Raw genomic sequence first — 20,386 nt, forward strand, 5'->3', positions numbered from 1 at the left:
GGCGACCGGGCCGACACCAGATTGCACCCGTGCCGCTACATCTGACCAAGGTCGCCTATGGCTGCGACAGCATCGAGTATCTGCAGGAGCGCCTCGCGCTCAAGGCCGCGCATCTGCCGGCCTTCCTCACCACGCGCTACCTGCCCAAGCGGCACGACGAGATCGTCGGCGGCTCGCTGTTCTGGATCATCAAGCACCAGCTGATCGGCCGCTCGCCGATCCTCGGCTTCGGCGAGGCCGAGGGCAATCGCGTCGCGATCTATCTCGAGCCGACGCTGATCCTCGTCCAGGCGCGGCCCAAGCGCGCGCATCAGGGCTGGCGCTATCTCGAGGGCAAGGACGCGCCGGTCGATCTCGGCGAGGCGGGGTCCGGCGTCGCCGACATGCCGCCGGCGCTGGTCGGCGAACTCGCGGCGATGGGATTGCTCTAGCGCCGTCCTCCCCCTTGTGGGGAGGACCGGGAATCAATTCGCCAGTTGCGGGTATGCGTTGCGGAACGCCGCGACCTTGGGCTTGTCCCAGCGCACGATGTAGGGATGCGTCGGGTTGCGCCAGAAAAAGTCCTGGTGCTTGGCCTCGGCCGGATAGAAGGCGCCGCTCTCGATCTTCGTGACGATCGGCTTCTTCCACGCCCCGCTCTTGCCGAGCTGCGCGATATAGCCGGTCGCGACGCGCTTCTGCGTATCGTCCTGCGGGAAGATCGCCGAGCGATAGCTGGGGCCGACATCGGGACCCTGGCGGTTGTGCTGGGTCGGATCGTGCGCGACCGAGAAGAAGATGCGCAGCAGCGTCCCGTAGCTGACCTTGCGCGGATCATAGACGATCCGCACCGCCTCGGCATGTCCGGTCCGCTCGGTCGACACCTGCCGGTAGCTGGCGGTCTGCGCGGTGCCCCCGGCAAAGCCGCTGGTCACCGAATGCACGCCCTTCACCGATTGGAAGACCGCCTCCATTCCCCAGAAGCAGCCGCCGGCAAGCACCGCGACCTGCTCGCCCTTGCCGGCCTTGATATCGTCGGCCGGCGGCGGAATCGGCACGGCGCGCTCGACGACCGGCGCAGCGCTCGCCAGCGGCAGCAGCACGACCGCGGCGAGACCGGCGGGAAGGACCCATTTCAGCATGGCCGCAAGATCGGCCTTTGTCGGCCTCAGCGCAAGGCCGCGCAGGCGGTCTGGATGCGCTCGCACGCTTCGCGCAGCAGATCGTCCGACGTCGCGTAGCTGATCCGCAGCGCCGGCGAGAAGCCGAATGCCGCGCCGTGCACCGCTGCGACGCGGGCATCGTCGAGCAGATAGCCGACCATCTCCTCGTCATTGGTGATCTTGAGACCCTTGGGCGTGGTCTTGCCGATCAGCCCCGAAAACTCGGGATAGACGTAGAAGGCGCCCTCGGGCCGCGGGCAGGTCATGCCGTTGATCTGGTTGAGCATCGACACGACGAGATCGCGGCGCCCCTGGAACGCCGTGACGCGCTCCTTGAGGAAGCTCTGGTCTCCGTTGAGCGCGGCGACCGAAGCCGCCTGCGAGATGCTGCACGGGTTCGAGGTCGACTGGGACTGGAGCTTGCCCATCGCCTTGATCAGCCAGGCGGGCCCGCCCGCGTAGCCGATCCGCCAACCGGTCATCGCATAGGCCTTGGACACGCCATTGGCGGTGAGCGTGCGATCGAACAGCGACGGGCAGACCTGCGCGATCGTCGCGAACTCGAAGCCGTCGTAGAGGATGTGCTCGTACATGTCGTCGGCATAGATCAGCACATGCGGGTGCTTCTCGAGCACTTCGCCGAGCGCCTTCAATTCGGCGGTGGTGTAGGCGGCGCCGGTCGGGTTCGACGGCGAGTTGAGCACGACCCATTTGGTCTTTGCGGTGATCGCCGCCTCGAGCTGGTCGGGGCGGATCTTGTAGTTCTGGTCGGCGCCCGCCGCGATGAACACCGGCTTGCCCCCGGCGAACTCGACCACGTCGGGATAGCTCACCCAATAGGGCGCGGGGATGACGACCTCGTCGCCGGCGTCGATCGTCGCGCAAAAGGCATTGAACAGCGTGTGCTTGCCGCCCGAGTTCACGCTGATCTGGTTCTCGGCATAGGTCAGGCCGTTGTCGCGCGCATATTTGGCGACGATCGCCTGCTTGAGCTCGGGGGTGCCGTCGACATTGGTATATTTGGTCTTGCCCGCGCGGATCGCCTCGATCGCCGCTTCCTTGACGAAATCGGGGGTGTCGAAATCGGGCTCGCCGGCGCCGAGGCCGATCACGTCGATCCCCTGCCGCTTCAGCTCGAACACGCGGCTCGTCATCGCGAGCGTCGCCGAGGGCTGGATGCGCTGGAGCGCGGCGGAGGTCTGCATGGGTCCTGGCCTTTCCGGGAGGGAATGGCCGCGCCTATAGGGCGCCGTCCGCGCGTTCCGCAACTGTAACGGCGGATACGAGTCCACGCAGCGCATTGCCGAGCAGAAAACCCTCGGCAAGATCCTCGGGCCGAAGGTCGCGCTCGATCGCCCGGCCGCTGGCGATCAGATCGGCGCGCAGCACGCCCGGCAGCAGCCCGCGGCCGAGCGGCGGCGTGAGCAGCACCGCGCCGCGCTCGACGAAGATATTGGTGAAGCTGCCCTCGGTGAGGAAGCCCTCCTCGTCGGTGAACAGGACCTCCCACGCCCCCGAAGCGGAGCGCGCGCGATCATAGAAGCCGCGCCGGCTGGTCTTGTGCGCGAGGCGAAAGTCGTCCGGCGCGACTTTGCGGGATGTGATCGCCGCCTCCACCGGCTGGGCGGGCGGATCGGGCAGCGGGCTGATCCCGATCGAAATCGCCCCCGACGGGCCGAGCAGCAGCCGCACCTTCGACGCGCCCCGCAGCCGGAAGGTCGCGGCCTGGAGCTCGTTGCGCACCGAATGGCGATCGAACGCGAAGCCGAAGGTCTCGGCGCTGTGCTTCATCCGGGTAAGATGGCGCTCGAGCAGCGGAATGCCGTCCATCGGATCGAAGCGCATCGTCTCGATCAGGTCGAACACGCGCTCACCCGCCGTCACGAAGGCGCCCTTGGCGAGGCATTCCTGCCATTCCTGCTCCGGGTCCGAATCGGCAACCACGCCCGACCCTAGCCCCAAAAGCGCGGTCGAGTCGCCCCTTGCGAGCGACAGGGTGCGGATCGCGACGTTGAACATCGCGTCGCCGGTCGCATCGAGCCGGCCGATCGCACCGGTATAGAGGCCGCGCGGCGCATCCTCGGTCTCCGCGATGACCGCCATCGCGCGCAGCTTGGGCGCCCCGGTGATCGAGCCGCAGGGGAAGAGCGCGGCCAGCGCGTCGATCGCATCATGGTCCGCGGCGATCCCGGCGCGGATCTCGGACACCATCTGATGGACGGTGGGGTAATGCTCGACATGGAAGAGCCGGGGCACCGCGACGCTGCCCGGGCGCGCGACGCGGCTGAGATCGTTGCGCAGCAGATCGACGATCATCAGATTCTCGGCGCGCTGCTTGGGATCCTCCCGCAGCGCCTCGGCAAGCGCGGCGTCGCGCGCCGGATCGGCATCGCGCACCGCCGTGCCCTTCATCGGCCGCGCCGAGAGCATGCCGCCCTCGAGCCCGAAGAACAGCTCGGGCGAGAAGGACAGCAGCCATTCCGCGCCGGTGGCGATCATCGCGCCATAGCCCGCCGCGGCGCGGGAACGCAGCAGCGCATAGACCCCAGCCGGCGATCCCGCGGTCGCCACTTCGGCGCGGAAGGTGAGGTTGGCCTGATAAATGTCGCCCGCGGCGATCAGCTCGGCGACCTGCGCGAAGCGCTCGGCATAGACACGCTGCTCGATCAACGGCCGCGGGCGGCCCGCCCAGGCCCCGGCCGGATCGGGCAGCACCTCGTCGAGCGCGACCTCGCGATGCCCTTCGAACAGCCCGAACCACAGCAAGGGCCCCGGCGCGGCGAGATCCGCCAGCCTGGGCTCGAGCCCTGCGGCCGCCTCGTAGCGGAGATAGCCTGCCGCATCGAGGCCGCGGCCGCGCGCCGCGCGCAGCGCCGCGAGCGCCGGCCGGACCTGCCCGGGCGTATCGGCGCGGACGATCTCGACCGGATCGGCATAGAGCCGTGCCGGCGCGCCGCCGGGGCGGGCGTCGTCGAGCAGCACGAAAGGAGAGGAAGGCAGCGCCATCGCATGGCGCATGCCGCCGGCGGCGCGCCGCGGCAAGCCCATGTTGCTGCGGCTCGGCCGGCCGCCTATCTGCCGGCCATGTCCAATCCCCCGATGCGCGTGGCGATCGTGCCGGTCACGCCGCTCCAGCAGAATTGCAGCCTGATCTGGTGCACGCGGACGATGCGCGGCGCCTTTGTCGATCCCGGCGGCGACCTCGACCGGCTGCGCGCGGCGGCGGCGCAGCATCAGGTGACGATCGAGAAGATCCTGATCACCCATGGCCATATCGACCATTGCGGGCTCGCCGGCGAGTTCGCCGCCGAGCTCGACGTCGGGATCGAGGGGCCGCACGAGGCCGATCGCTTCTGGATCGACCGGCTCGAGGAGGACGGGCGCAAATATGGCGTGCGCGGCGTGCCGTTCGAATCGGGGCGCTGGCTGGTCGACGGCGACCAGGTGGTCGTCGGCGATCTCACGCTCGACGTCTATCATTGCCCCGGCCACACGCCCGGCCATGTCGTCTTCCACCACGCGCCGTCGAAGCTGGCGATCGTCGGCGACGTGCTGTTCCAGGGATCGATCGGCCGCACCGATTTCCCGAAGGGCAACCATCAGGACCTGATCGACGCGATCACCGGCAAGCTCTGGCCGCTGGGCGGCGACACGGTATTCGTCCCCGGCCATGGCCAGCCGAGCAATTTCGCGCACGAGCGCCGGACCAATCCCTTCGTCGCCGATTCGGTGCTGGCCCGGTAGGGCGCAGCTCAGCGCATCGGGTTGAGGCCGGTATAGCCGAGATAGACCGCATAGCCGGCGAGGCCGAGCATCGTCAGCATGGTGATCGCGATCCCGATCATCCGGCCGAGCCGCCACCCGTCCATCCCGAAGGCGTGGAGGATGCGGCTGATGATGAACAGGGCGGCGACGCCCCACAGCCACGCCTGGGTGCCGCGTGCGAGCTCGATCAGCGCGATCAGGATCAGCACCAGCGGCGCATATTCGGCAAAGTTGAGATGCGCGCGCATCCGCGCGATCATCCTGGGATTGCCGCCGTCGCCGACGAGAATCTTCTCGGAGATGCGCAGCCGGCTGACGCGCAGCCCGAGCCAGAAGTTGAGCAATGCGGCGGCGCCCGCGGTGACCAGTGCGATGGGCAGGAAAAACATGCGTGACCCCCTTTTGGATCGGTCGACCGTGGCACGCCCTTGCAACTCGGGCAAGAATCGGTATACGCGCGGCCTCGCTTCGTGACCTGCCCCGTTGGTCCGGCGGGCAGCCGGCCTAACCGTCGCTTGCCCGAACAAGGATGCGGGCGTATCGCGACCTGATTCACGTGTTTTCGAATAAAGGTGCCTGAATGGCCGTTCCCAAGAGAAAGACCTCGCCGTCGCGGCGTGGCATGCGCCGGGCGCACGATGCGCTCACGGTCGATGCATTCCAGGAATGCCCGAACTGCGGCGAACTGAAGCGCCCGCACAACCTGTGCACGGCGTGCGGCCATTATAACGGCCGCGAAATCCTCTCCACCGAGGGCTGAGCCACGCGCGCGACCCGGGGCATACCGGCATGACCACTCCCATGCGAATCGCCGTCGACGCCATGGGCGGCGACGAAGGGATCGCGGTCATGCTCGCCGGCGTCGCACGCGCGCGTCGTCGCTTCGAGGGGATGGAATTCATCCTCGTCGGCGATGAGGCGCAGATCCGCGAGGGTCTGAAGAATCACCCGAATCTCACCGCCGCGTCGGAGATCGTCCACGCGGAAGGCGTCGTCGCGTCCGAGGAAAAGCCGAGCGCCGCGATTCGACGCGCCAAGACCACCTCGATGGGAATCGCCATCGATCAGGTGAAGAAAGGCCGCGCCGGCGCCGCTGTGTCTTCGGGCAATACCGGCGCGCTGATGGCGATGGCCAAGCTGTCGCTGCGCACCATGCCCGGCATCGACCGCCCCGCGCTCGCCGCGCTGATTCCGACGCTCGGCGAGAACGACACGGTGATGCTCGATCTCGGCGCCAATACCGAGGTCGACGCGCAGAACCTCATCCAGTTCGCAGTGATGGGCGCCGCCTATGCGCGAATCGCGCTCGACCTCGAAAGCCCGCGTGTCGCCCTGCTCAACATCGGCACCGAGGAGATGAAGGGCACCGGCGAGATTCGCGAGGCCGCCGCCGAGCTGCGCGCCGCCAAGCATCTGCGGCTCGACTTCAAGGGCTTCATCGAAGGCAACCGGCTGTCGCGCGGCGATGTCGACGTGATCGTCTGCGATGGCTTCGCCGGCAACATCGCGCTCAAGACGATCGAGGGCACCGCGCGCTTCGTCGCGGATCTGCTCAAGCGCGCCTTTTCCAGCTCGACCCGCTCGAAGATCGGCTTCCTGATCTCGAAGCCGGCGACCGAGCTGCTGCGCACCCATCTCGATCCCAACAATCACAATGGCGCGATCTTCCTCGGGCTCAACGGCATCGTCGTGAAGAGCCATGGCAGCGCGAACGAACTCGGCGTAGACACCGCGATCGGTTTCGCGGCGAAGATGCTGCGCGACGATCTCAATCGGCGAATCGCCGAGGATCTCGGGAATTTCGAGGCAAAGGCTGCGTGACACTCCGTTCGGTGATTATCGGTACCGGCTCGTTCCTGCCGGCGAAGCGCGTTTCGAACGCGGAACTCGCCGAGCGCGTCGACACGTCGGACGAATGGATCGTCGAGCGCACCGGGATCCGCTTCCGCCACATCGCCGCTGACGACGAATCGACCAGCACGCTGGCCACCGGCGCCGCGCGCGCCGCGCTCGAATCGGCGGGGATCGCAGCCTCGGCGATCGACCTGATCGTCCTCGCCACCGCGACTCCCGATCAGACCTTCCCGGCCAGCGCCACCCGGGTACAGACCGCGCTCGGCATCAACGACTGCGTCGCGTTCGACGTCGCCGCGGTGTGCTCGGGCTTTCTCTACGCGGTGCAGGTCGCCGATTCGATGATCCGCGCCGGCGCGCACAAGCGTGCGCTCGTGATCGGTGCCGAGACCTTCAGCCGCATCCTCGACTGGGAAGACCGCGCGACCTGCGTGCTGTTCGGCGACGGCGCCGGCGCGATCGTCCTCGAGGCGCAGGAAAGCGACGAGACGAGCGGCCGCGGCATCCTAGCCACCCGCCTCCACGCCGATGGCCGCCACAACGACCTGCTCTATGTCGATGGCGGCCCCTCGACCACCGGCACCGTCGGCAAGCTGCGCATGAAGGGCCGCGAGGTGTTCCGCCACGCCGTGGTCAATCTCGCCGCGGTGATGGAGGAATCGCTCGCCGCCGCGGGGATGCAGGCCGGTGAGGTCGATTGGGTGGTGCCCCACCAGGCCAATGCCCGAATCCTCGACGCCACTGCGCGCAAGCTCGGGCTCGCCCCCGAAAAAGTCGTCGTGACCGTCGACGAGCATGCCAACACCTCGGCGGCTTCGGTGCCGCTCGCGCTCGACACCGCGGTTCGCGACGGGCGAATCAAGCAAGGCGACCTCATCGTTCTCGAGGCGATGGGTGGAGGATTTACCTGGGGTGCAGCGGTCGTACGTTTCTGATATGTGTCAGAACGATCGCCGAGTCGTTTCCATCCTGGAACGTTCGGGTTTGCGAGGCGAAGACAATCTGTTAGGGTCGAGTTTCAACACAGGTTAACTTGGGGGACATGCGGACATGCCGGTTGCGGGCACGCTGACCAGGGCAGATTTGGCCGAATCGCTGCATCGCGAAGTCGGCCTGTCGCGCGCCGACGCCGCCCGCCTCGTCGAGCAGATCCTCCATCATATGTGCGAAGCGCTGTCGAACGGCGAGAACGTCAAGATCTCGGGCTTCGGCAGCTTCATCCTCCGCGACAAGGGCGAGCGCGTCGGGCGCAACCCCAAGACCGGCGTCGAAGTGCCGATCGCGCCGCGCCGGGTGCTCACCTTCAGGGCCAGCCAGATGATGCGCGATCGCATCGTGGCGGGCGGCTGATAGCGCAATGCCTCCGGCGGAGAAGGCGGCAGGCGCCCTCCGCACGATTGGCGAACTCGCGCAGGAAATAGGCCGACCCCAACATATATTGCGCTATTGGGAAACGCGTTTCCCGCAGCTGCGCCCGCTGACCCGGGCCGGCAATCGCCGCTATTATCGGCCCGATGACGTCGCGCTGGTGCGCCGCATCCACCACCTTCTCGCCGATGAGGGCTATACGATCCGCGGCGTCCAGAAGCTGCTTGCCGACGAGAAGGCGAGCAAGGCGACGAGCGCGAAATCGAGCGCGGAGGAGTTCCGCGCGATCCGCGCCGCGCTGGTCAAGGCGCTCGAAGAAGACGGCGGCTAGGGCGTATCGGGTCCGAGGCTTGGATCGAGATCGCGCGGCCGCACGAAGCGCGTCAGCGTGCCCTTGCCGGCTTTCACGCCATCCCATGCGGCGGTCTCGAACGTCATCTCGGCCAGCGTCGCGGTCGGGAACTTGATCTCGACTTCGTCGCGCAGCGCGGCGCCATCGGGGACCAGCAGCAGGACGAGCTCCTCGAGCCCGGGATTGTGCCCCGCCAGCAGCACATGCTCCGCGCCGACGGGAAGATCATGGACGACGTCGAGCAAGGTGGCGGTCGAGGCGAGATAGATGCGCTGATCCCAGACCGGCGCGAGATCGTCCCCATAGCCCTGCCGGACATGATCGAGCGTCTCGGCGACGCGCGTCGCCGGCGAGGCGACGACATGATCGAAGGCCAGCCCCAGCGCCTTCATGTGACGCCCGACCATCGCCGCGGCGCGCTGGCCCTTGGGATTCAACGGCCGATCGAAATCGCGGGCGACCGGATCGTCCCACCCCGATTTGGCGTGGCGCAGCAGCGTGAGCGTCTTCATGCGTCCCCGAACTCTGAGGCGGTGGCGGTGGCTCCATGCCGCAACCGCGCCGCGAGGGGAAGCCGGACTCGTGCGACCGCCTCGTCGAGCGTCACCCGCGCGACCGGCGTGCCGGGCGGAAAGGCGTCGAGCAATCGCGACGGTGTCGCGGCGGACAGCAGCACGAAGGTGCCGCGATCGTCGGCGCGGCGAATCAGCCGGCCGAACGCCTGCGCCAGCCGCGCGCGGACGATGCGATCGTCATAGGCGGTGCCGCCCCCGGCGAGGCGCCGCGCGGCGTGGAGCACGCTCGGCTTGGGCCACGGCACGCCCTCCATCACCGCGAGCCGCAGCGAATGGCCGGGAACGTCGACGCCGTCGCGCAACGCATCGGTGCCGAGCAGCGAGGCGCGCGGATCGTCGCGGAAGATGTCGACCAGCGTGCCGGTGTCGATCGGATCGACATGCTGGGCGAGCAGCGGCAGCCCTTCGCGCGCCAGCCGGTCGGCGATCCGGGCATGGACCGCGCGCAGCCGCCGAATCGCAGTGAACAGCCCGAGCGTGCCGCCCTCCGCCGCGACGATCAGCCGGGCATAGGCATTGGCGAGCGCGGGCAAGTCGCCGCGCTTGACGTCGGTGACGATCAGCACTTCGGCCTGACCGGCATAATCGAACGGGCTCTCGGCGACGAAGCGCTGGGCGGGACGCAGCAGATGGACCGCGCCCGAGCGCGCCTCGGCGACGTCCCAGTCGCCGCCGGCGCGCAAGGTCGCCGAGGTGATCACCGCGCCGTGCGCGGGCTCGAGCACGGTCTTGGCGAAAGGTTTCGAGGGATCGAGCCAGTGGCGGTGCAACCCGACATCATATTCGCGCCCTTCGACGCGATCGACCGCGAGCCAATCGACAAAAGCAGGGTCGGCGGGTCCGCCGATCCGCGCGATCAGCGCGAGCCACGCGCCGACGGTCTCGGTGCGCCAGCCGAGCGACGCGATCGCGCCTTCGATTCGCGCACGTGCCGGGCCGTCCATCCAATCGGGCGCATCGGCGAGCACGGCCTCGAGCCGGCGGCCGAGCGCGACCAGCGGGCGGACCAGCGCGTCGAGCGCGGCGCCCGCCGGCCCGGCGGCCTCGACCAGCGCGGCATCGGGCTCGGCGAGTTCGGTCTCCAGCCCATAGCCGGCATCGCCCGAGCCATTGGTGTCGCGCGCATAGACCAGCCCGCGCACCGCGGCGAGCAGCGCCTCGACCGGACCGAAGGGCTCGCCTTCGTTGAGCCGCTGGAGCCAGCCGTCGCTCGGCAGCGCGCGCGCGGCGTCGACTGCCTCGGCGATCGCGCGGCCACCTTCCTCGTCATAGCTGGCGACATCCGAAAGCCGCGCGGCGAGACCGCGCCGCCGCCCGCGCGATCCCGATTCGGGGCCGGTGACCCAGCGCCGTATCTCGATCGCCTCCTGCCCGGTGAGCGCCGCCGAGAACATCGCATCGGCGGCGTCGAACAGGTGGTGGCCCTCGTCGAACACATAGCGCGTCGGCCGCGTCGCGGTCTCGCGCCCGCGCGCGGCGTTGACCATCACCAGCGCGTGGTTGGCGATGACGATATCGGCGTCCGCCGAGGCACGCGCCGCCCGTTCGATGAAGCATTTCCGGTAGTGCGGGCAGCCGGCATAGATGCACTCGCCGCGCCGGTCGGTCAGCGCGGTCGAGCCGTTGCGGCGGAACAGCGTCGGCAGCCAGCCGGGCAGGTCGCCGCCGATCATGTCGCCATCGGCGCTGTACGCCGCCCAGCGCGCGACGAGCTGCGCGAGGATCGCCGCGCGCCCGGCGAACCCGCCCTGCAGCGCGTCCTCGAGATTGAGCAGGCAGAGATAATTCTCGCGTCCCTTGCGCGTGACGATCTTCGCCTTGCGCGTCGCCGCATCGGGGAACAGCCGCTCGCCTTCGTGCGCGAGCTGACGCTGGAGCGCCTTGGTGAAGGTCGACACCCAGACCGGCCCCTCGGCACGCTCGGCCCAGAGCGAGGCCGGGGCGAGATAGCCGAGCGTCTTGCCGATTCCGGTCCCCGCCTCGGCGAGAATCAGATTGGGTGAATCGCGCACCGTGCGCGGCGCGAAGGCGCCCGCGGCGGCGGCGGCATAATCGCGCTGGCCCTGACGCTGCTCGGCGCCGCTGCCGGTCAGCCGCGCCAGCCGCTCGGCGACGTCGCTATCGGGCAGCGTGAGCGTGCGCGGCGCAGGCCGCGGCGGATGCTCTTCCCATTCGGGCAGCTTCGAGAACAGCCAGCGCTCGGCCTGCCCGGGCTTCGCGATGCGCGCACCCAGCGCCGGCGCCCATGGCCAGCGCAGCCGGAACAGCGACTGGAGCGCGTTCCACCCGCCCTCGCGCTCGGGCCAATCACCGTCGGGAGTCGCCAGCAGCGCCGCCGCCGCGTCGCGCAGGAACCCGGCGATATCGGCATCGCTCGCCGGCACCTCCAGCCCGGCGGCGCGGGCGAGCCCCTTCGGCGTCGGCACCATGAAGCGCGCGGGGTGGAGAAAGGCGAACAGCTCGAGCAGATCGAGCCCGTTGAGCTCGGGATGGCCGAGCCGCTGCCCGACCAGCGGCGCGTTGAGCAGGATAACCGGCGTGTCAGCCGCCAGCCGGATCGCCTCGCCGCGGCTGACCGCGCGTGTCTCCTCCGCCGTGGCGATCCAGATGCCGCCATGGCTCGCGTGCAGCGCGGGATAGGGGAGCGGGGAGATCACCCGGCCGGTGATAGGCGCGCGGGAACGAAAGGGAAACGGGCTTTTGCGCGCGAAACGGGCCGCATCCGCGAAGGATGCGGCCCATCGCCATCAGCAGCCGCAATCCTTGCAGGTGCAGTTGGTGCAGCGGCAGACGCTGGTTGCCGCAGCAGCGGCCTGGACGGCTTCGGTCATCGTCATTCTCCTGTTTGCCCGTCAGCGGGCATCACCCATATGGCTTCCGTACCATAGTACGGAGTCAAGCATGGATTCGCTGACGATCGCGGGGCTCGCCAAGGCAGGCGATGTCGGGGTGGAGACGGCGCGCTATTATCAGCGCCGCGGGCTGCTGCCCGAGCCGCCGCGCACCGGCGGGAGCGGGCTCGGCGGGGGCATAAGACGCTATGGCAGCGACGACGTCCGCCGGCTGCGCTTCATCCGCAACGCGCAGACCGCAGGGTTCACGCTCGAGGAGATCGCCGAGCTGCTCGCGCTCGACGCCACGCAGGATCGCGCCCGGGTCCGCGCGCTCGCCACCGCGCGGATCGCCGCGCTCGATTCGCGGATCGCCGAGCTGGAGGCCGCACGTGCCGCGCTCGGCCGGCTCGCCGCGCATTGCAGCGCCAGCGATCGGGGGCCGTGCCCGATCCTCGAGGCATTCGATCCGGCCGGAGGGGTCGCCAAGGGCGGGCGAGGCCGCTAGACGCGCTCGTGCAATGACGACCGACAAGCAGACCCTGCGCGCCGCCGCGCTCGACTCCAAGGCCTGGCCCTATGAAGAAGCGCGCAAGCTGCTCAAACGCTATCCCGCCATTGAACAGGGGGGCGCGCCGGCCAAGGGGCATGTGCTGTTCGAGACCGGCTACGGCCCGTCGGGGCTGCCGCATATCGGCACTTTCAACGAAGTGCTGCGCACGACGATGGTCCGCCGGGCGTTCGAGGCGCTGAGCGATGTTCCGACGCGGCTGATCGCGTTCAGCGACGACATGGACGGGCTGCGCAAAGTGCCCGACAACGTCCCCAACAAGGAAATGCTGGCCGCGCATCTCGGCAAGCCGCTGACGCGCATCCCCGATCCGTTCGGCACGCATGAGAGCTTCGCGCATCACAACAACGCGATGCTCCGCGAATTCCTCGATCGCTTCGGCTTCGAATATGAATTCGTCTCGTCGACCGACTATTATGCTGGCGGCAAGTTCGACGAAGCGCTGAAGGGCGTGCTGCGCCATTATCAGGGCATCATGGACGTGATGCTGCCGACGCTCCGCGCCGAGCGCCAGGCGACCTATTCGCCGGTGCTGCCGGTGAGCCCGAAGTCGGGCGTGGTGCTGCAGGTGCCGATCGAGGTGCTCGATCCCGAGGCCGGCACGATCGCGTTCGAGGATGAAGGCGAGCGCATCGAGCAGTCGATACTCGGCGGCAAGGCCAAGCTCCAGTGGAAGGTCGACTGGGCGATGCGCTGGGTCGCATTGGGAGTCGATTACGAGATGGCCGGCAAGGACCTGATCGATTCGGTGATCCAGTCGGGCAAGATCGCCCGCGTGCTCGGCGGCAAGCCGCCCGAGGGGTTCAACTATGAGATGTTCCTCGACGAGAAGGGCGAGAAGATCTCCAAGTCCAAGGGCAACGGGCTCAGCCTCGAGCAATGGCTGACCTATGGCCCCGACGAGAGCCTCGCTTTCTATGCCTATCGCGAGCCCAAAAAGGCCAAGGCGCTGCACTATGGCGTGATCCCGCGCGCGATCGACGATTACTGGAAGGCGGTGGCCGACTATCCCGGCCAGCCGATCGCGCAGCAGCTCGGCAACCCCGCGCACCATATCCATAATGGCGCGGTGCCCGATCAGCCGCCGCCGGTGAGCTTCTCGCTGCTGCTCAATCTGGTGGGTGTGCTGGGCAGCGGCGCGACCGCGGAGCAGGTGCGCGGCTATCTGGCGCGCTATCTTCCCGAGGCCGGCGCGGACTATCCCGCGCTCGACGCGATGGTGCCCTTCGCGATCGCGTTCGTTCGCGACGTCGCCGACAAGCCGGCGCGCCGCGCGCCGCAGGGCATCGAGATCGCGGCGCTCGCGCGGCTCGACACCGAGCTGGCGGCGCTTCCCGCCGATGCCCCCGCCGAGGACATCCAGAACATCGTCTACGAGATCGGCAAGGCGCAGTTTGGCGATCTTGGCGGGTTCGAGAATCTCCGCGACTGGTTCAAGGCGCTCTACGAGACGTTGCTGGGATCGGAGCAGGGGCCGCGCATGGGCAGCTTTATCGCGCTCTACGGGATCGACAACAGCCGCAAGCTGATCGCCGAGGCGCTCGCACGGGGATGAGCGCGCCCGAGGAAGAGGCCGGGCCGGTCACCGAGGCCGCGGTCCGGATCGAGTCGGCGCTGCGCGATTTCCTCCGGAGCGAGGCTTCGGGCGGGATCTTCCTGATCGTGGCGGCGGCGCTGGCGATGCTCTGCGCCAATCTCGCGGGCCTGTCGGCGGGCTATTTCCACCTGCTCCATCTCGAGACGGGCCCGACCATCTCGCCGGCGCACGGCCCGATGACGGTGCATCTGTGGATCAACGACGGCCTGATGGCGGTGTTCTTCCTGCTCGTCGGGCTCGAGATCAAGCGCGAGTTCGTCGACGGCCGGCTGGCGAGCTGGGAGCGGCGGCGGCTTCCGATCGTCGCGGCCGCGGCGGGGATGGTCGTCCCCGCGCTGATCTACCTCGGGGTGACCCACGGCGTCGCCGGTCTCTCGAAGGGCTGGGCGATCCCCGCCGCGACCGACATCGCCTTCGCGATCGGCGTGCTGGCGCTGCTCGGCAGCCGGGCGCCGGCGGCGCTCAAGCTGTTCCTCACCACCGTCGCGATCGTCGACGACATGGGCTCGGTGGCGATCATCGCGCTCGCCTATACCGATCACCTCAACACGCTCGCGCTCGCCGGCGCCGGGCTGGTGCTGGCGACGATGTATGTCCTCAACCGCAGCGGCGTGCGGCGCCTTCCGATCTATCTGGCCCTCGCCGTGCTGCTGTGGTGGCTGATCTTTCTGTCCGGCGTGCATGCGACCATCTCGGGCGTGGCCGCGGCGATGATGATCCCGATCGTCAAGTCTCCGGCGATGCCCGACGACGTCACCTCGCCGCTGCACCGGCTCGAGCATGCGCTGCATCCATGGTCGGCCTATCTGATCGTGCCGCTGTTCGGCTTCGCCAATGCCGGGGTGCCGCTCGCCGGGGTCTCGCCTTGGGTGCTGATCGCGCCGCTGCCGCTCGCGATCGCGGCGGGATTGTTCGTCGGCAAGCAGATCGGCATTTTCGGCAGCATCTGGCTCGCCGCGCGCACCGGCTTCGCCCCGCGACTGGGCCAGGCCGGCTGGATGCAGATCTATGGCATGTCGCTGCTCGCCGGGATCGGCTTCACGATGAGCCTGTTCATCGGCGGCCTCGCCTTTCCGGATCGGCCCGAGCTCGTCAGCGAAGTGAAGATCGGCGTGCTCGCCGGATCGGTGCTGTCGGCGCTGGCCGGCTATCTGGTGCTGCGATTCGCGCCCGCCCCCGCGCCGCTCAAGACACCGGAAGCGCGCGAGACGCCCTGAGCGCGCGGCGCTCGGCGAGCATCGCGAGGCACCAGACGCCGAATCCGCCGAGCGCCAGCGCCGCGCCGACATAGCCGGTCGAAGCCCAGCCCCAGCCGGCCGCGATCGCCATCCCGCCGAGCCACGGCCCGAGCGCATTGGCGGTGTTGAACGCCGAATGGTTGAGCGCCGCGGCGAGCATCTGCGCATCGCCGGCGACGTCCATCAGTCGGGTCTGGAGGATCGCGCCCAGCGAGCCGCCGAGACCGATCGCGAACACCGCCACACAGAGCGACCAGAAATGCGCGGTCGCCAGCGGATAGAGCGCGAGCGCGAGCGCGCTGAACAGCAGCAGCGCCGCGGCGCTGGGCATCAGCGCGCGATCGGCGAATTTGGGGACGATGATGTTGCCCGCGGTCATCCCCGCGCCGAAGATCGCCAGCGCGACCGGGATCATGCTCGCCGGAACGCGCGTCACTTCGAGCAGCGTCGAGGCGACATAGGTATAGACGCAGAACAGCCCGCCAAAGCCGATCGCGCTGATGCCGAGCGTCAGCCAGACCTGGCCATTGGCCAGCGCGCCGAGCTCGCGCAACGGGCTGGCATCGTGCGCCGGCCGGTCGCGCGGCGCGAGCCGCCAGACCAGCGCCATGGTCAGCAGCGCGAGCACCGCGACCACCGCGAACCCCCAGCGCCAGCCCACCGCCTGGCCCAGCCAATTGGCGAGCGGCACGCCGATCACGGTCGCGATGGTGAGCCCGAGCAGCATCCGGCCGACTGCCTGCGAACGCTGGTTGTCGGGCACCAGCGACGCCGCGACCAACGCCGCGATGCCGAAATAGGCGCCGTGCGGCAGGCCGCTGAGGAAGCGGAAGACGAGCATCCAGCCATAGGTCGGCGCCAGCGCGCTCAATCCGTTGAACAGCGCGAAGCTGGCCATCAGCAGGATGAGCAAGGTGCGCCGCGCCATCTTCGCGCCGAGCACCGCGAGCAAGGGCGCGCCGACCACCACGCCGAGCGCATAGGCGCTGATCACATGCCCCGCGGTCGGCTCGTCGATCCCGAGCCCGTGGGCGAAATAGGGCACGAGGCTCATCGTCGCGAATTCGGTGGTGCCGATCGCGAACCCGCCCATCGCGAGCGCGAAATGGACGAGCGCGACGGGCGTCGTGCGGGGGGCGGGCGCATGCATCGCCGTGCAGGTGGCCATGCTGCACCGCAGCGTCAACCATTCGCGGCTGCACATACGAATGCAGCGGGCGCAAGCGCAACGATTCGACGGGGCAGGGCAGGGTGGCTAGAACCCGGCCATGCTGATCGCCGCACTGCTTGGCTTCGCCGCACCGGATCCCTGCGTCTCGGAATGGCGCTTCCTGTTCGCCAACGGCCCGCAGGGCGAGGACGTCGCCGGCAGCCGCGCGGCGCTGATCGCGGCGGTGCGGCGCGGCAGCCCGTTGCGGGTCGGCTGGGGCGAGGCGGCGGCCGACGGCAGCTGGTCGGTCGAGGAATTCTCCAATGTCGGCTTCACCAACATCATGGCCGGGCGCGATCTGGTGGTGCAGCTTGAGCCCGCGATGATCCAGAACGACTATCTAGACGCGAAGAAGGCGACGCTGCGCGCCGAGCCGCTCGAATGGCGCGCGATTATGTCCACCGACGGTCGCTTCGATGCGCAAATGACCGTGCCCGCCACCGGCAAGCTGTTCCGCACGCTGCGCCAGCGCACCCGGATCCACTGGTACGCGCTCGCGCCCGATCCGAAATGCGATGCGCGCGAGGCGGTCAACTCGGCGCCGCCGGGGCGGAAGAACATCCTCGTCGAGAGCATCAAGCCGGCCGAGTGAGCGCGGCGAGGGCCCGGCGCCTGTAGGACGCCGGCGCGGGCATTTTGTAGGGTTTGACCGGCCTAGAGTCGCAAGAGTCGCGATCAAACGACTCTCGCGTTGCGCGGGTAGGAAATGTGGTTGCGCGCGGCTGTAGGAAAATCGACGGCGTCAAAGAGCGCGTCCAGGCTGCTGCCGGACCGGCGGCGAGCCAAGCAGGCGGAATCCTACATTGCAAGCGCCGGCCGGGTGGCGACTATCGGGTGGAAAGCAGACACTTTGAGCTTTAGCGTCGAGCTATGCTGAAGGCTGGCGTTTTTGATAACTTTAAAGGCGCAACCACCCTGCTCCTGTGGGGCGGCGCGGAAGACATGGTTTCACTTCTCAGGGGCCTCGACGGGCTTCGCGCGGGCAATAGCATCGCCTTTGCAATCGACGGTCCAACAGGCGGTGTCGCCATCACGCGAGGGGAAGGCTCAACGCTGACTAGCGATGGCGGCGTTCTGCGCTGGCAATGCTCGCGTGAAACGATCGATTTAGCAGTCGGTCTGACTGCGCCGCTGATCGGCCAAGTCGGTCATCACTTCTTGGACGTGAGCGGAATGGCCAAGCAGGTGATTATTGCCCGGGACGAATACCCGCCCGACTTGCGCTAACGTACGCAATCGGGGCGGCAACCGCCAAGCGTTCGGCCCGGCGGAGCAGCAAAGGGGCGCCCCACAGGCGCGCGCCCTCGTTCGGCCCCTCAATCCAGCCTCAAAGCTTTGCGGTGAGCTCCGGGACGATCATGAACAGGTCGCGACGAGGCCGATGTCCGCGACCTGGAAGATGGGGTTTCCTCGTCCTTGTTGATCGCGACGATCGTGAGCGGTCAATTCCGCGCCGCCGGGGCGGAAGATATCCTCGTGGAGAGCCCGGAGAAATAGACGCTAGAGGCCCAACCATTCGAGCGGGCGCGGCAGCGTCTCCGCCGAATAATCGACCTGCAGCACCCGGCGTCTGCGCAGGCCCTGCGCCGCCGCCGAGGCATGGACGATCGGAGTGGCGTAGATCCAGACATCGCCCGCTTCGGCGAGGCATTCTGCGGACCCGCATCGCGCTACCGCCTCACCGAGCCCGGATTCGGGGATCTTGCCGAGGCGGTGCGATCCCGGCGCGATCAGCAATGGAGCGTTATCCGCCGGCACGGCGTCGAGGTGGATGCGGACCGTCGCCATCTTCTCGATTATCGAAAAGGGCGGCTCGACATGCTGGAGGCCTGCTTTGACCGACCATGGGTCATAGCCCGGAATCTCGGCCCGCGCCTGGACCGCGATCGTGCGGTCCTGATGCCAGCCCAAGGCCCAGTTCGTCGCGGGGCTCTTGTCGAACAGGATCGCCCGGACGGGCCGCGCACCCTCGTCGAGCTTCGCCGCCGCAGCTGCGCCCAGCGCGGGGGGGACGAGCAGTTCCGCCAGCCCCGGGACGTTGCACAGCCGCACCCCAGCGCGATCCGACGGCAGCGTCGCGACGATCGCCTCGAGCGTGGACAGAAAAGGGGCGGCCGCACCGCGGAGGTGCGCCGCCCCATGTTCGTCGAAGTCGAGATCCAAGCTCAGAGCTTCCCGGTCAGCTCCGGGACGATCTTGAACAGGTCGCCGACGAGGCCGATGTCCGCGACCTGGAAGATCGGGGCGTCCTCGTCCTTGTTGATCGCGATGATCGTCTTCGAATCCTTCATCCCGGCGAGGTGCTGGATCGCGCCCGAGATGCCGACCGCGATATAGACCTCCGGCGCGACGATCTTGCCGGTCTGGCCGACCTGATAGTCGTTGGGAACGTAACCCGCGTCGACCGCGGCGCGCGAGGCGCCGACCGCGGCGCCGAGCTTGTCGGCGAGCGGCTCGATGATCGTATGGAAATTCTCGCTGTTCTGCAGCGCGCGGCCGCCCGAGACGATCACCTTGGCGCTGGTCAGCTCGGGGCGCGTCGATTCGGCGATCTCGGCGCCGGCAAAGGTCGAGAGACCCTTGTCGCCGGCAGCCGACACCGCCTCGACCGTGCCCGAACCGCCGCTGGTCGCCGCCTTGGCGAAGGCGGTGCCGCGCACGGTGATCACCAGCTTCTTGTCGCTGGTCTGCACGGTGGCGATCGCATTGCCGGCATAGATCGGACGGGTGAAGGTGTCGGGCCCTTCCACCGAGAGGATGTCCGAGATCTGCATCACGTCGAGGCCCGCGGCGACGCGCGGCGCGATGTTCTTGCCGGTGGTGGTCGCCGGGAACAGCACCGCGTCGTGGCTGTCCATCAGCGCCACGATCAGCGGCGCGACATTCTCGGCCAGCGCATGCTCGTACGCCGCGTCGTCGGCGACATGGACCTTGCCCACGCCTTCGATCTTCGCCGCCTCGGCAGCGACGCCGTCGACGCCCTTGCCCGCGACGAGGAGGTGGACCTCACCCAGCTTCGCCGCGGCGGTCACCGCCGCGAGCGTGGCATCCTTGAGGCTCTGATTGTCGTGTTCGACCCAGACCAACGTCTTCATTTCGCGACTCCCAGAGCCTTGAGCTTCTCGACCAGCTCGTCGACCGAGCCCACCTTGATGCCGGCCTGGCGCTTGCCGGGCTCGACCACCTTGAGCATTTTGAGCCGCGGCGAAACATCGACGCCGTAATCGGCGACGGTCTTCTTCGCGACCGGCTTGGTCTTGGCCTTCATGATGTTGGGCAGAGTCGCATAGCGCGGCTCGTTGAGTCGGAGATCGGTGGTGACGATCGCCGGCAGCTTGAGATCGACCGTCTCGAGCCCGCCATCGACTTCGCGGGTGACCTTCACCCGCTCGCCGGCGAGCTCGACCTTCGAGGCGAAAGTGCCCTGCGCCCAGCCGAGCAGCGCCGCCAGCATCTGGCCGGTCTGGTTCGAATCATCGTCGATCGCCTGCTTGCCGAGGATGATCAGCCCGGGCTGCTCCTCTTCGGCGACCTTGGCGAGCAGCTTGGCGACGCCGAGCGGCTCGACCTCGTCATCGGTCTGGATCAGGATGGCGCGATCGGCGCCCATCGCCCGCGCGGTGAGCAGCACGTCGGTCTCGGCCTTGGCGACGCCGATCGTGACGACGACGACTTCGGTGGCGACGCCCTTCTCCTTCAGGCGAACCGCCTCCTCGATCGCGATCTCGTCAAAGGGATTCATGCTCATCTTGACGTTGGCGAGGTCGACCCCCGTCCCGTCGGGCTTCACGCGGGGCTTCACATTATAGTCAAGCACGCGCTTGACCGGCACCAACAGCTTCATCTGCTTCTCTCCCTTGGCTCTTCCCTGATCCCGGGGAGG

General features: G+C 68.4%; 22 protein-coding genes. 12 read left to right on the forward strand and 10 right to left on the reverse strand.

Annotated features, from left to right (window positions below):
- Positions 1-29 precede the first annotated feature (29 nt).
- The gene (locus E5A74_RS17775; protein ID WP_135986978.1) at positions 30-431 is read left to right on the forward strand and encodes a DUF1489 family protein; all 402 of its coding nucleotides are present in this window, start codon (positions 30-32) and stop codon (positions 429-431) included.
- A 33-nt stretch (positions 432-464) separates the two neighbouring features.
- On the opposite strand, the gene msrA is transcribed toward E5A74_RS17775, so the two are convergent.
- From msrA to pabB, 3 genes are read right to left on the reverse strand one after another with little or no spacing between them, the layout of a single operon-like run.
- On the reverse strand, positions 465-1,121 hold the full coding sequence (gene msrA / locus E5A74_RS17780) for a peptide-methionine (S)-S-oxide reductase MsrA (RefSeq protein ID WP_135986979.1): 657 nt from the start codon (positions 1,119-1,121) through the stop codon (positions 465-467).
- 26 nt (positions 1,122-1,147) lie between these two features.
- On the reverse strand, positions 1,148-2,347 hold the full coding sequence (locus E5A74_RS17785; RefSeq protein ID WP_135986980.1) for a pyridoxal phosphate-dependent aminotransferase: 1,200 nt from the start codon (positions 2,345-2,347) through the stop codon (positions 1,148-1,150).
- Positions 2,348-2,381: 34 nt separating this feature from the next.
- Positions 2,382-4,190: an aminodeoxychorismate synthase component I gene (gene pabB / locus E5A74_RS17790; protein ID WP_240699872.1), complete on the reverse strand. Its 1,809-nt coding sequence runs from the start codon at positions 4,188-4,190 to the stop codon at positions 2,382-2,384.
- Positions 4,191-4,226: 36 nt separating this feature from the next.
- Between pabB and E5A74_RS17795 the strand changes: the two genes are divergently transcribed.
- Complete coding sequence (locus tag E5A74_RS17795) at positions 4,227-4,886, forward strand: MBL fold metallo-hydrolase (protein ID WP_135986981.1); 660 nt, start codon at positions 4,227-4,229, stop codon at positions 4,884-4,886.
- 8 nt (positions 4,887-4,894) lie between these two features.
- On the opposite strand, the gene E5A74_RS17800 is transcribed toward E5A74_RS17795, so the two are convergent.
- Entirely contained in the window at positions 4,895-5,296 is a 402-nt protein-coding gene (locus E5A74_RS17800; RefSeq protein ID WP_135986982.1) for an MAPEG family protein, read from the reverse strand.
- A gap of 191 nt (positions 5,297-5,487) precedes the next feature.
- Between E5A74_RS17800 and rpmF the strand changes: the two genes are divergently transcribed.
- The 5 genes from rpmF to E5A74_RS17825 all read left to right on the forward strand — a co-directional run bounded on the left by rpmF (position 5,488) and on the right by E5A74_RS17825 (position 8,460).
- Positions 5,488-5,667: a 50S ribosomal protein L32 gene (rpmF, locus tag E5A74_RS17805; protein WP_135986983.1), complete on the forward strand. Its 180-nt coding sequence runs from the start codon at positions 5,488-5,490 to the stop codon at positions 5,665-5,667.
- A 29-nt stretch (positions 5,668-5,696) separates the two neighbouring features.
- Entirely contained in the window at positions 5,697-6,728 is a 1,032-nt protein-coding gene (plsX, locus tag E5A74_RS17810) for a phosphate acyltransferase PlsX (protein WP_135986984.1), read from the forward strand.
- On the forward strand, positions 6,725-7,696 hold the full coding sequence (locus tag E5A74_RS17815) for a beta-ketoacyl-ACP synthase III (RefSeq protein WP_135986985.1): 972 nt from the start codon (positions 6,725-6,727) through the stop codon (positions 7,694-7,696). The genes plsX and E5A74_RS17815 overlap by 4 nt, the downstream gene beginning before the upstream one ends.
- A 115-nt stretch (positions 7,697-7,811) precedes the next feature.
- Complete coding sequence (locus tag E5A74_RS17820; protein ID WP_135986986.1) at positions 7,812-8,111, forward strand: integration host factor subunit alpha; 300 nt, start codon at positions 7,812-7,814, stop codon at positions 8,109-8,111.
- A 7-nt stretch (positions 8,112-8,118) separates the two neighbouring features.
- Entirely contained in the window at positions 8,119-8,460 is a 342-nt protein-coding gene (locus tag E5A74_RS17825) for a MerR family transcriptional regulator (protein WP_135986987.1), read from the forward strand.
- Here E5A74_RS17825 and E5A74_RS17830 read toward each other — a convergent pair.
- The gene (locus E5A74_RS17830) at positions 8,457-8,993 is read right to left on the reverse strand and encodes a SixA phosphatase family protein (protein WP_135986988.1); all 537 of its coding nucleotides are present in this window, start codon (positions 8,991-8,993) and stop codon (positions 8,457-8,459) included. The genes E5A74_RS17825 and E5A74_RS17830 overlap by 4 nt on opposite strands.
- Positions 8,990-11,710 carry an ATP-dependent DNA helicase gene (locus E5A74_RS17835; RefSeq protein ID WP_135987112.1) on the reverse strand — a complete coding sequence of 907 codons (2,721 nt, stop codon included), beginning with the start codon at positions 11,708-11,710 and terminating at the stop codon, positions 8,990-8,992. Before E5A74_RS17835 ends, E5A74_RS17830 begins: the two co-directional genes overlap by 4 nt.
- A gap of 247 nt (positions 11,711-11,957) precedes the next feature.
- Here E5A74_RS17835 and E5A74_RS17840 point away from each other — a divergent pair, with 247 nt between their 5' ends.
- The 3 genes from E5A74_RS17840 to nhaA are packed head-to-tail and all read left to right on the forward strand — an operon-like array spanning position 11,958 to position 15,272.
- Complete coding sequence (locus tag E5A74_RS17840; RefSeq protein WP_135986989.1) at positions 11,958-12,395, forward strand: MerR family DNA-binding protein; 438 nt, start codon at positions 11,958-11,960, stop codon at positions 12,393-12,395.
- A gap of 13 nt (positions 12,396-12,408) precedes the next feature.
- Positions 12,409-14,013 (forward strand): lysine--tRNA ligase, encoded by a 1,605-nt coding sequence (locus E5A74_RS17845; protein ID WP_135986990.1) that lies wholly within the window; start codon positions 12,409-12,411, stop codon positions 14,011-14,013.
- On the forward strand, positions 14,010-15,272 hold the full coding sequence (gene nhaA / locus E5A74_RS17850) for a Na+/H+ antiporter NhaA (protein ID WP_135986991.1): 1,263 nt from the start codon (positions 14,010-14,012) through the stop codon (positions 15,270-15,272). The genes E5A74_RS17845 and nhaA overlap by 4 nt, the downstream gene beginning before the upstream one ends.
- On the opposite strand, the gene E5A74_RS17855 is transcribed toward nhaA, so the two are convergent.
- Positions 15,241-16,443, reverse strand: coding sequence for an MFS transporter (locus tag E5A74_RS17855; RefSeq protein WP_240699879.1), 1,203 nt, complete (start codon positions 16,441-16,443; stop codon positions 15,241-15,243). The genes nhaA and E5A74_RS17855 overlap by 32 nt on opposite strands.
- Positions 16,444-16,561: 118 nt before the next feature.
- On the opposite strand from E5A74_RS17855, the gene E5A74_RS17860 reads away from it, so the two are divergent.
- On the forward strand, positions 16,562-17,095 hold the full coding sequence (locus tag E5A74_RS17860; protein ID WP_135986992.1) for a hypothetical protein: 534 nt from the start codon (positions 16,562-16,564) through the stop codon (positions 17,093-17,095).
- 278 nt (positions 17,096-17,373) lie between these two features.
- Positions 17,374-17,730 (forward strand): hypothetical protein, encoded by a 357-nt coding sequence (locus E5A74_RS17865; protein WP_135986993.1) that lies wholly within the window; start codon positions 17,374-17,376, stop codon positions 17,728-17,730.
- 273 nt (positions 17,731-18,003) lie between these two features.
- Here E5A74_RS17865 and E5A74_RS17870 read toward each other — a convergent pair whose 3' ends face one another.
- From E5A74_RS17870 to E5A74_RS17880, 3 genes are read right to left on the reverse strand one after another with little or no spacing between them, the layout of a single operon-like run.
- Complete coding sequence (locus E5A74_RS17870; protein WP_135986994.1) at positions 18,004-18,666, reverse strand: phytanoyl-CoA dioxygenase family protein; 663 nt, start codon at positions 18,664-18,666, stop codon at positions 18,004-18,006.
- 2 nt (positions 18,667-18,668) lie between these two features.
- Complete coding sequence (locus E5A74_RS17875; RefSeq protein WP_135986995.1) at positions 18,669-19,598, reverse strand: electron transfer flavoprotein subunit alpha/FixB family protein; 930 nt, start codon at positions 19,596-19,598, stop codon at positions 18,669-18,671.
- On the reverse strand, positions 19,595-20,347 hold the full coding sequence (locus tag E5A74_RS17880; RefSeq protein ID WP_135986996.1) for an electron transfer flavoprotein subunit beta/FixA family protein: 753 nt from the start codon (positions 20,345-20,347) through the stop codon (positions 19,595-19,597). The genes E5A74_RS17875 and E5A74_RS17880 overlap by 4 nt, the downstream gene beginning before the upstream one ends.
- Positions 20,348-20,386: the final 39 nt, after the last annotated feature.

This window comes from Sphingomonas naasensis (assembly GCF_004792695.1).
Taxonomy (GTDB): Bacteria; Pseudomonadota; Alphaproteobacteria; order Sphingomonadales; family Sphingomonadaceae; genus Sphingomonas; species Sphingomonas naasensis.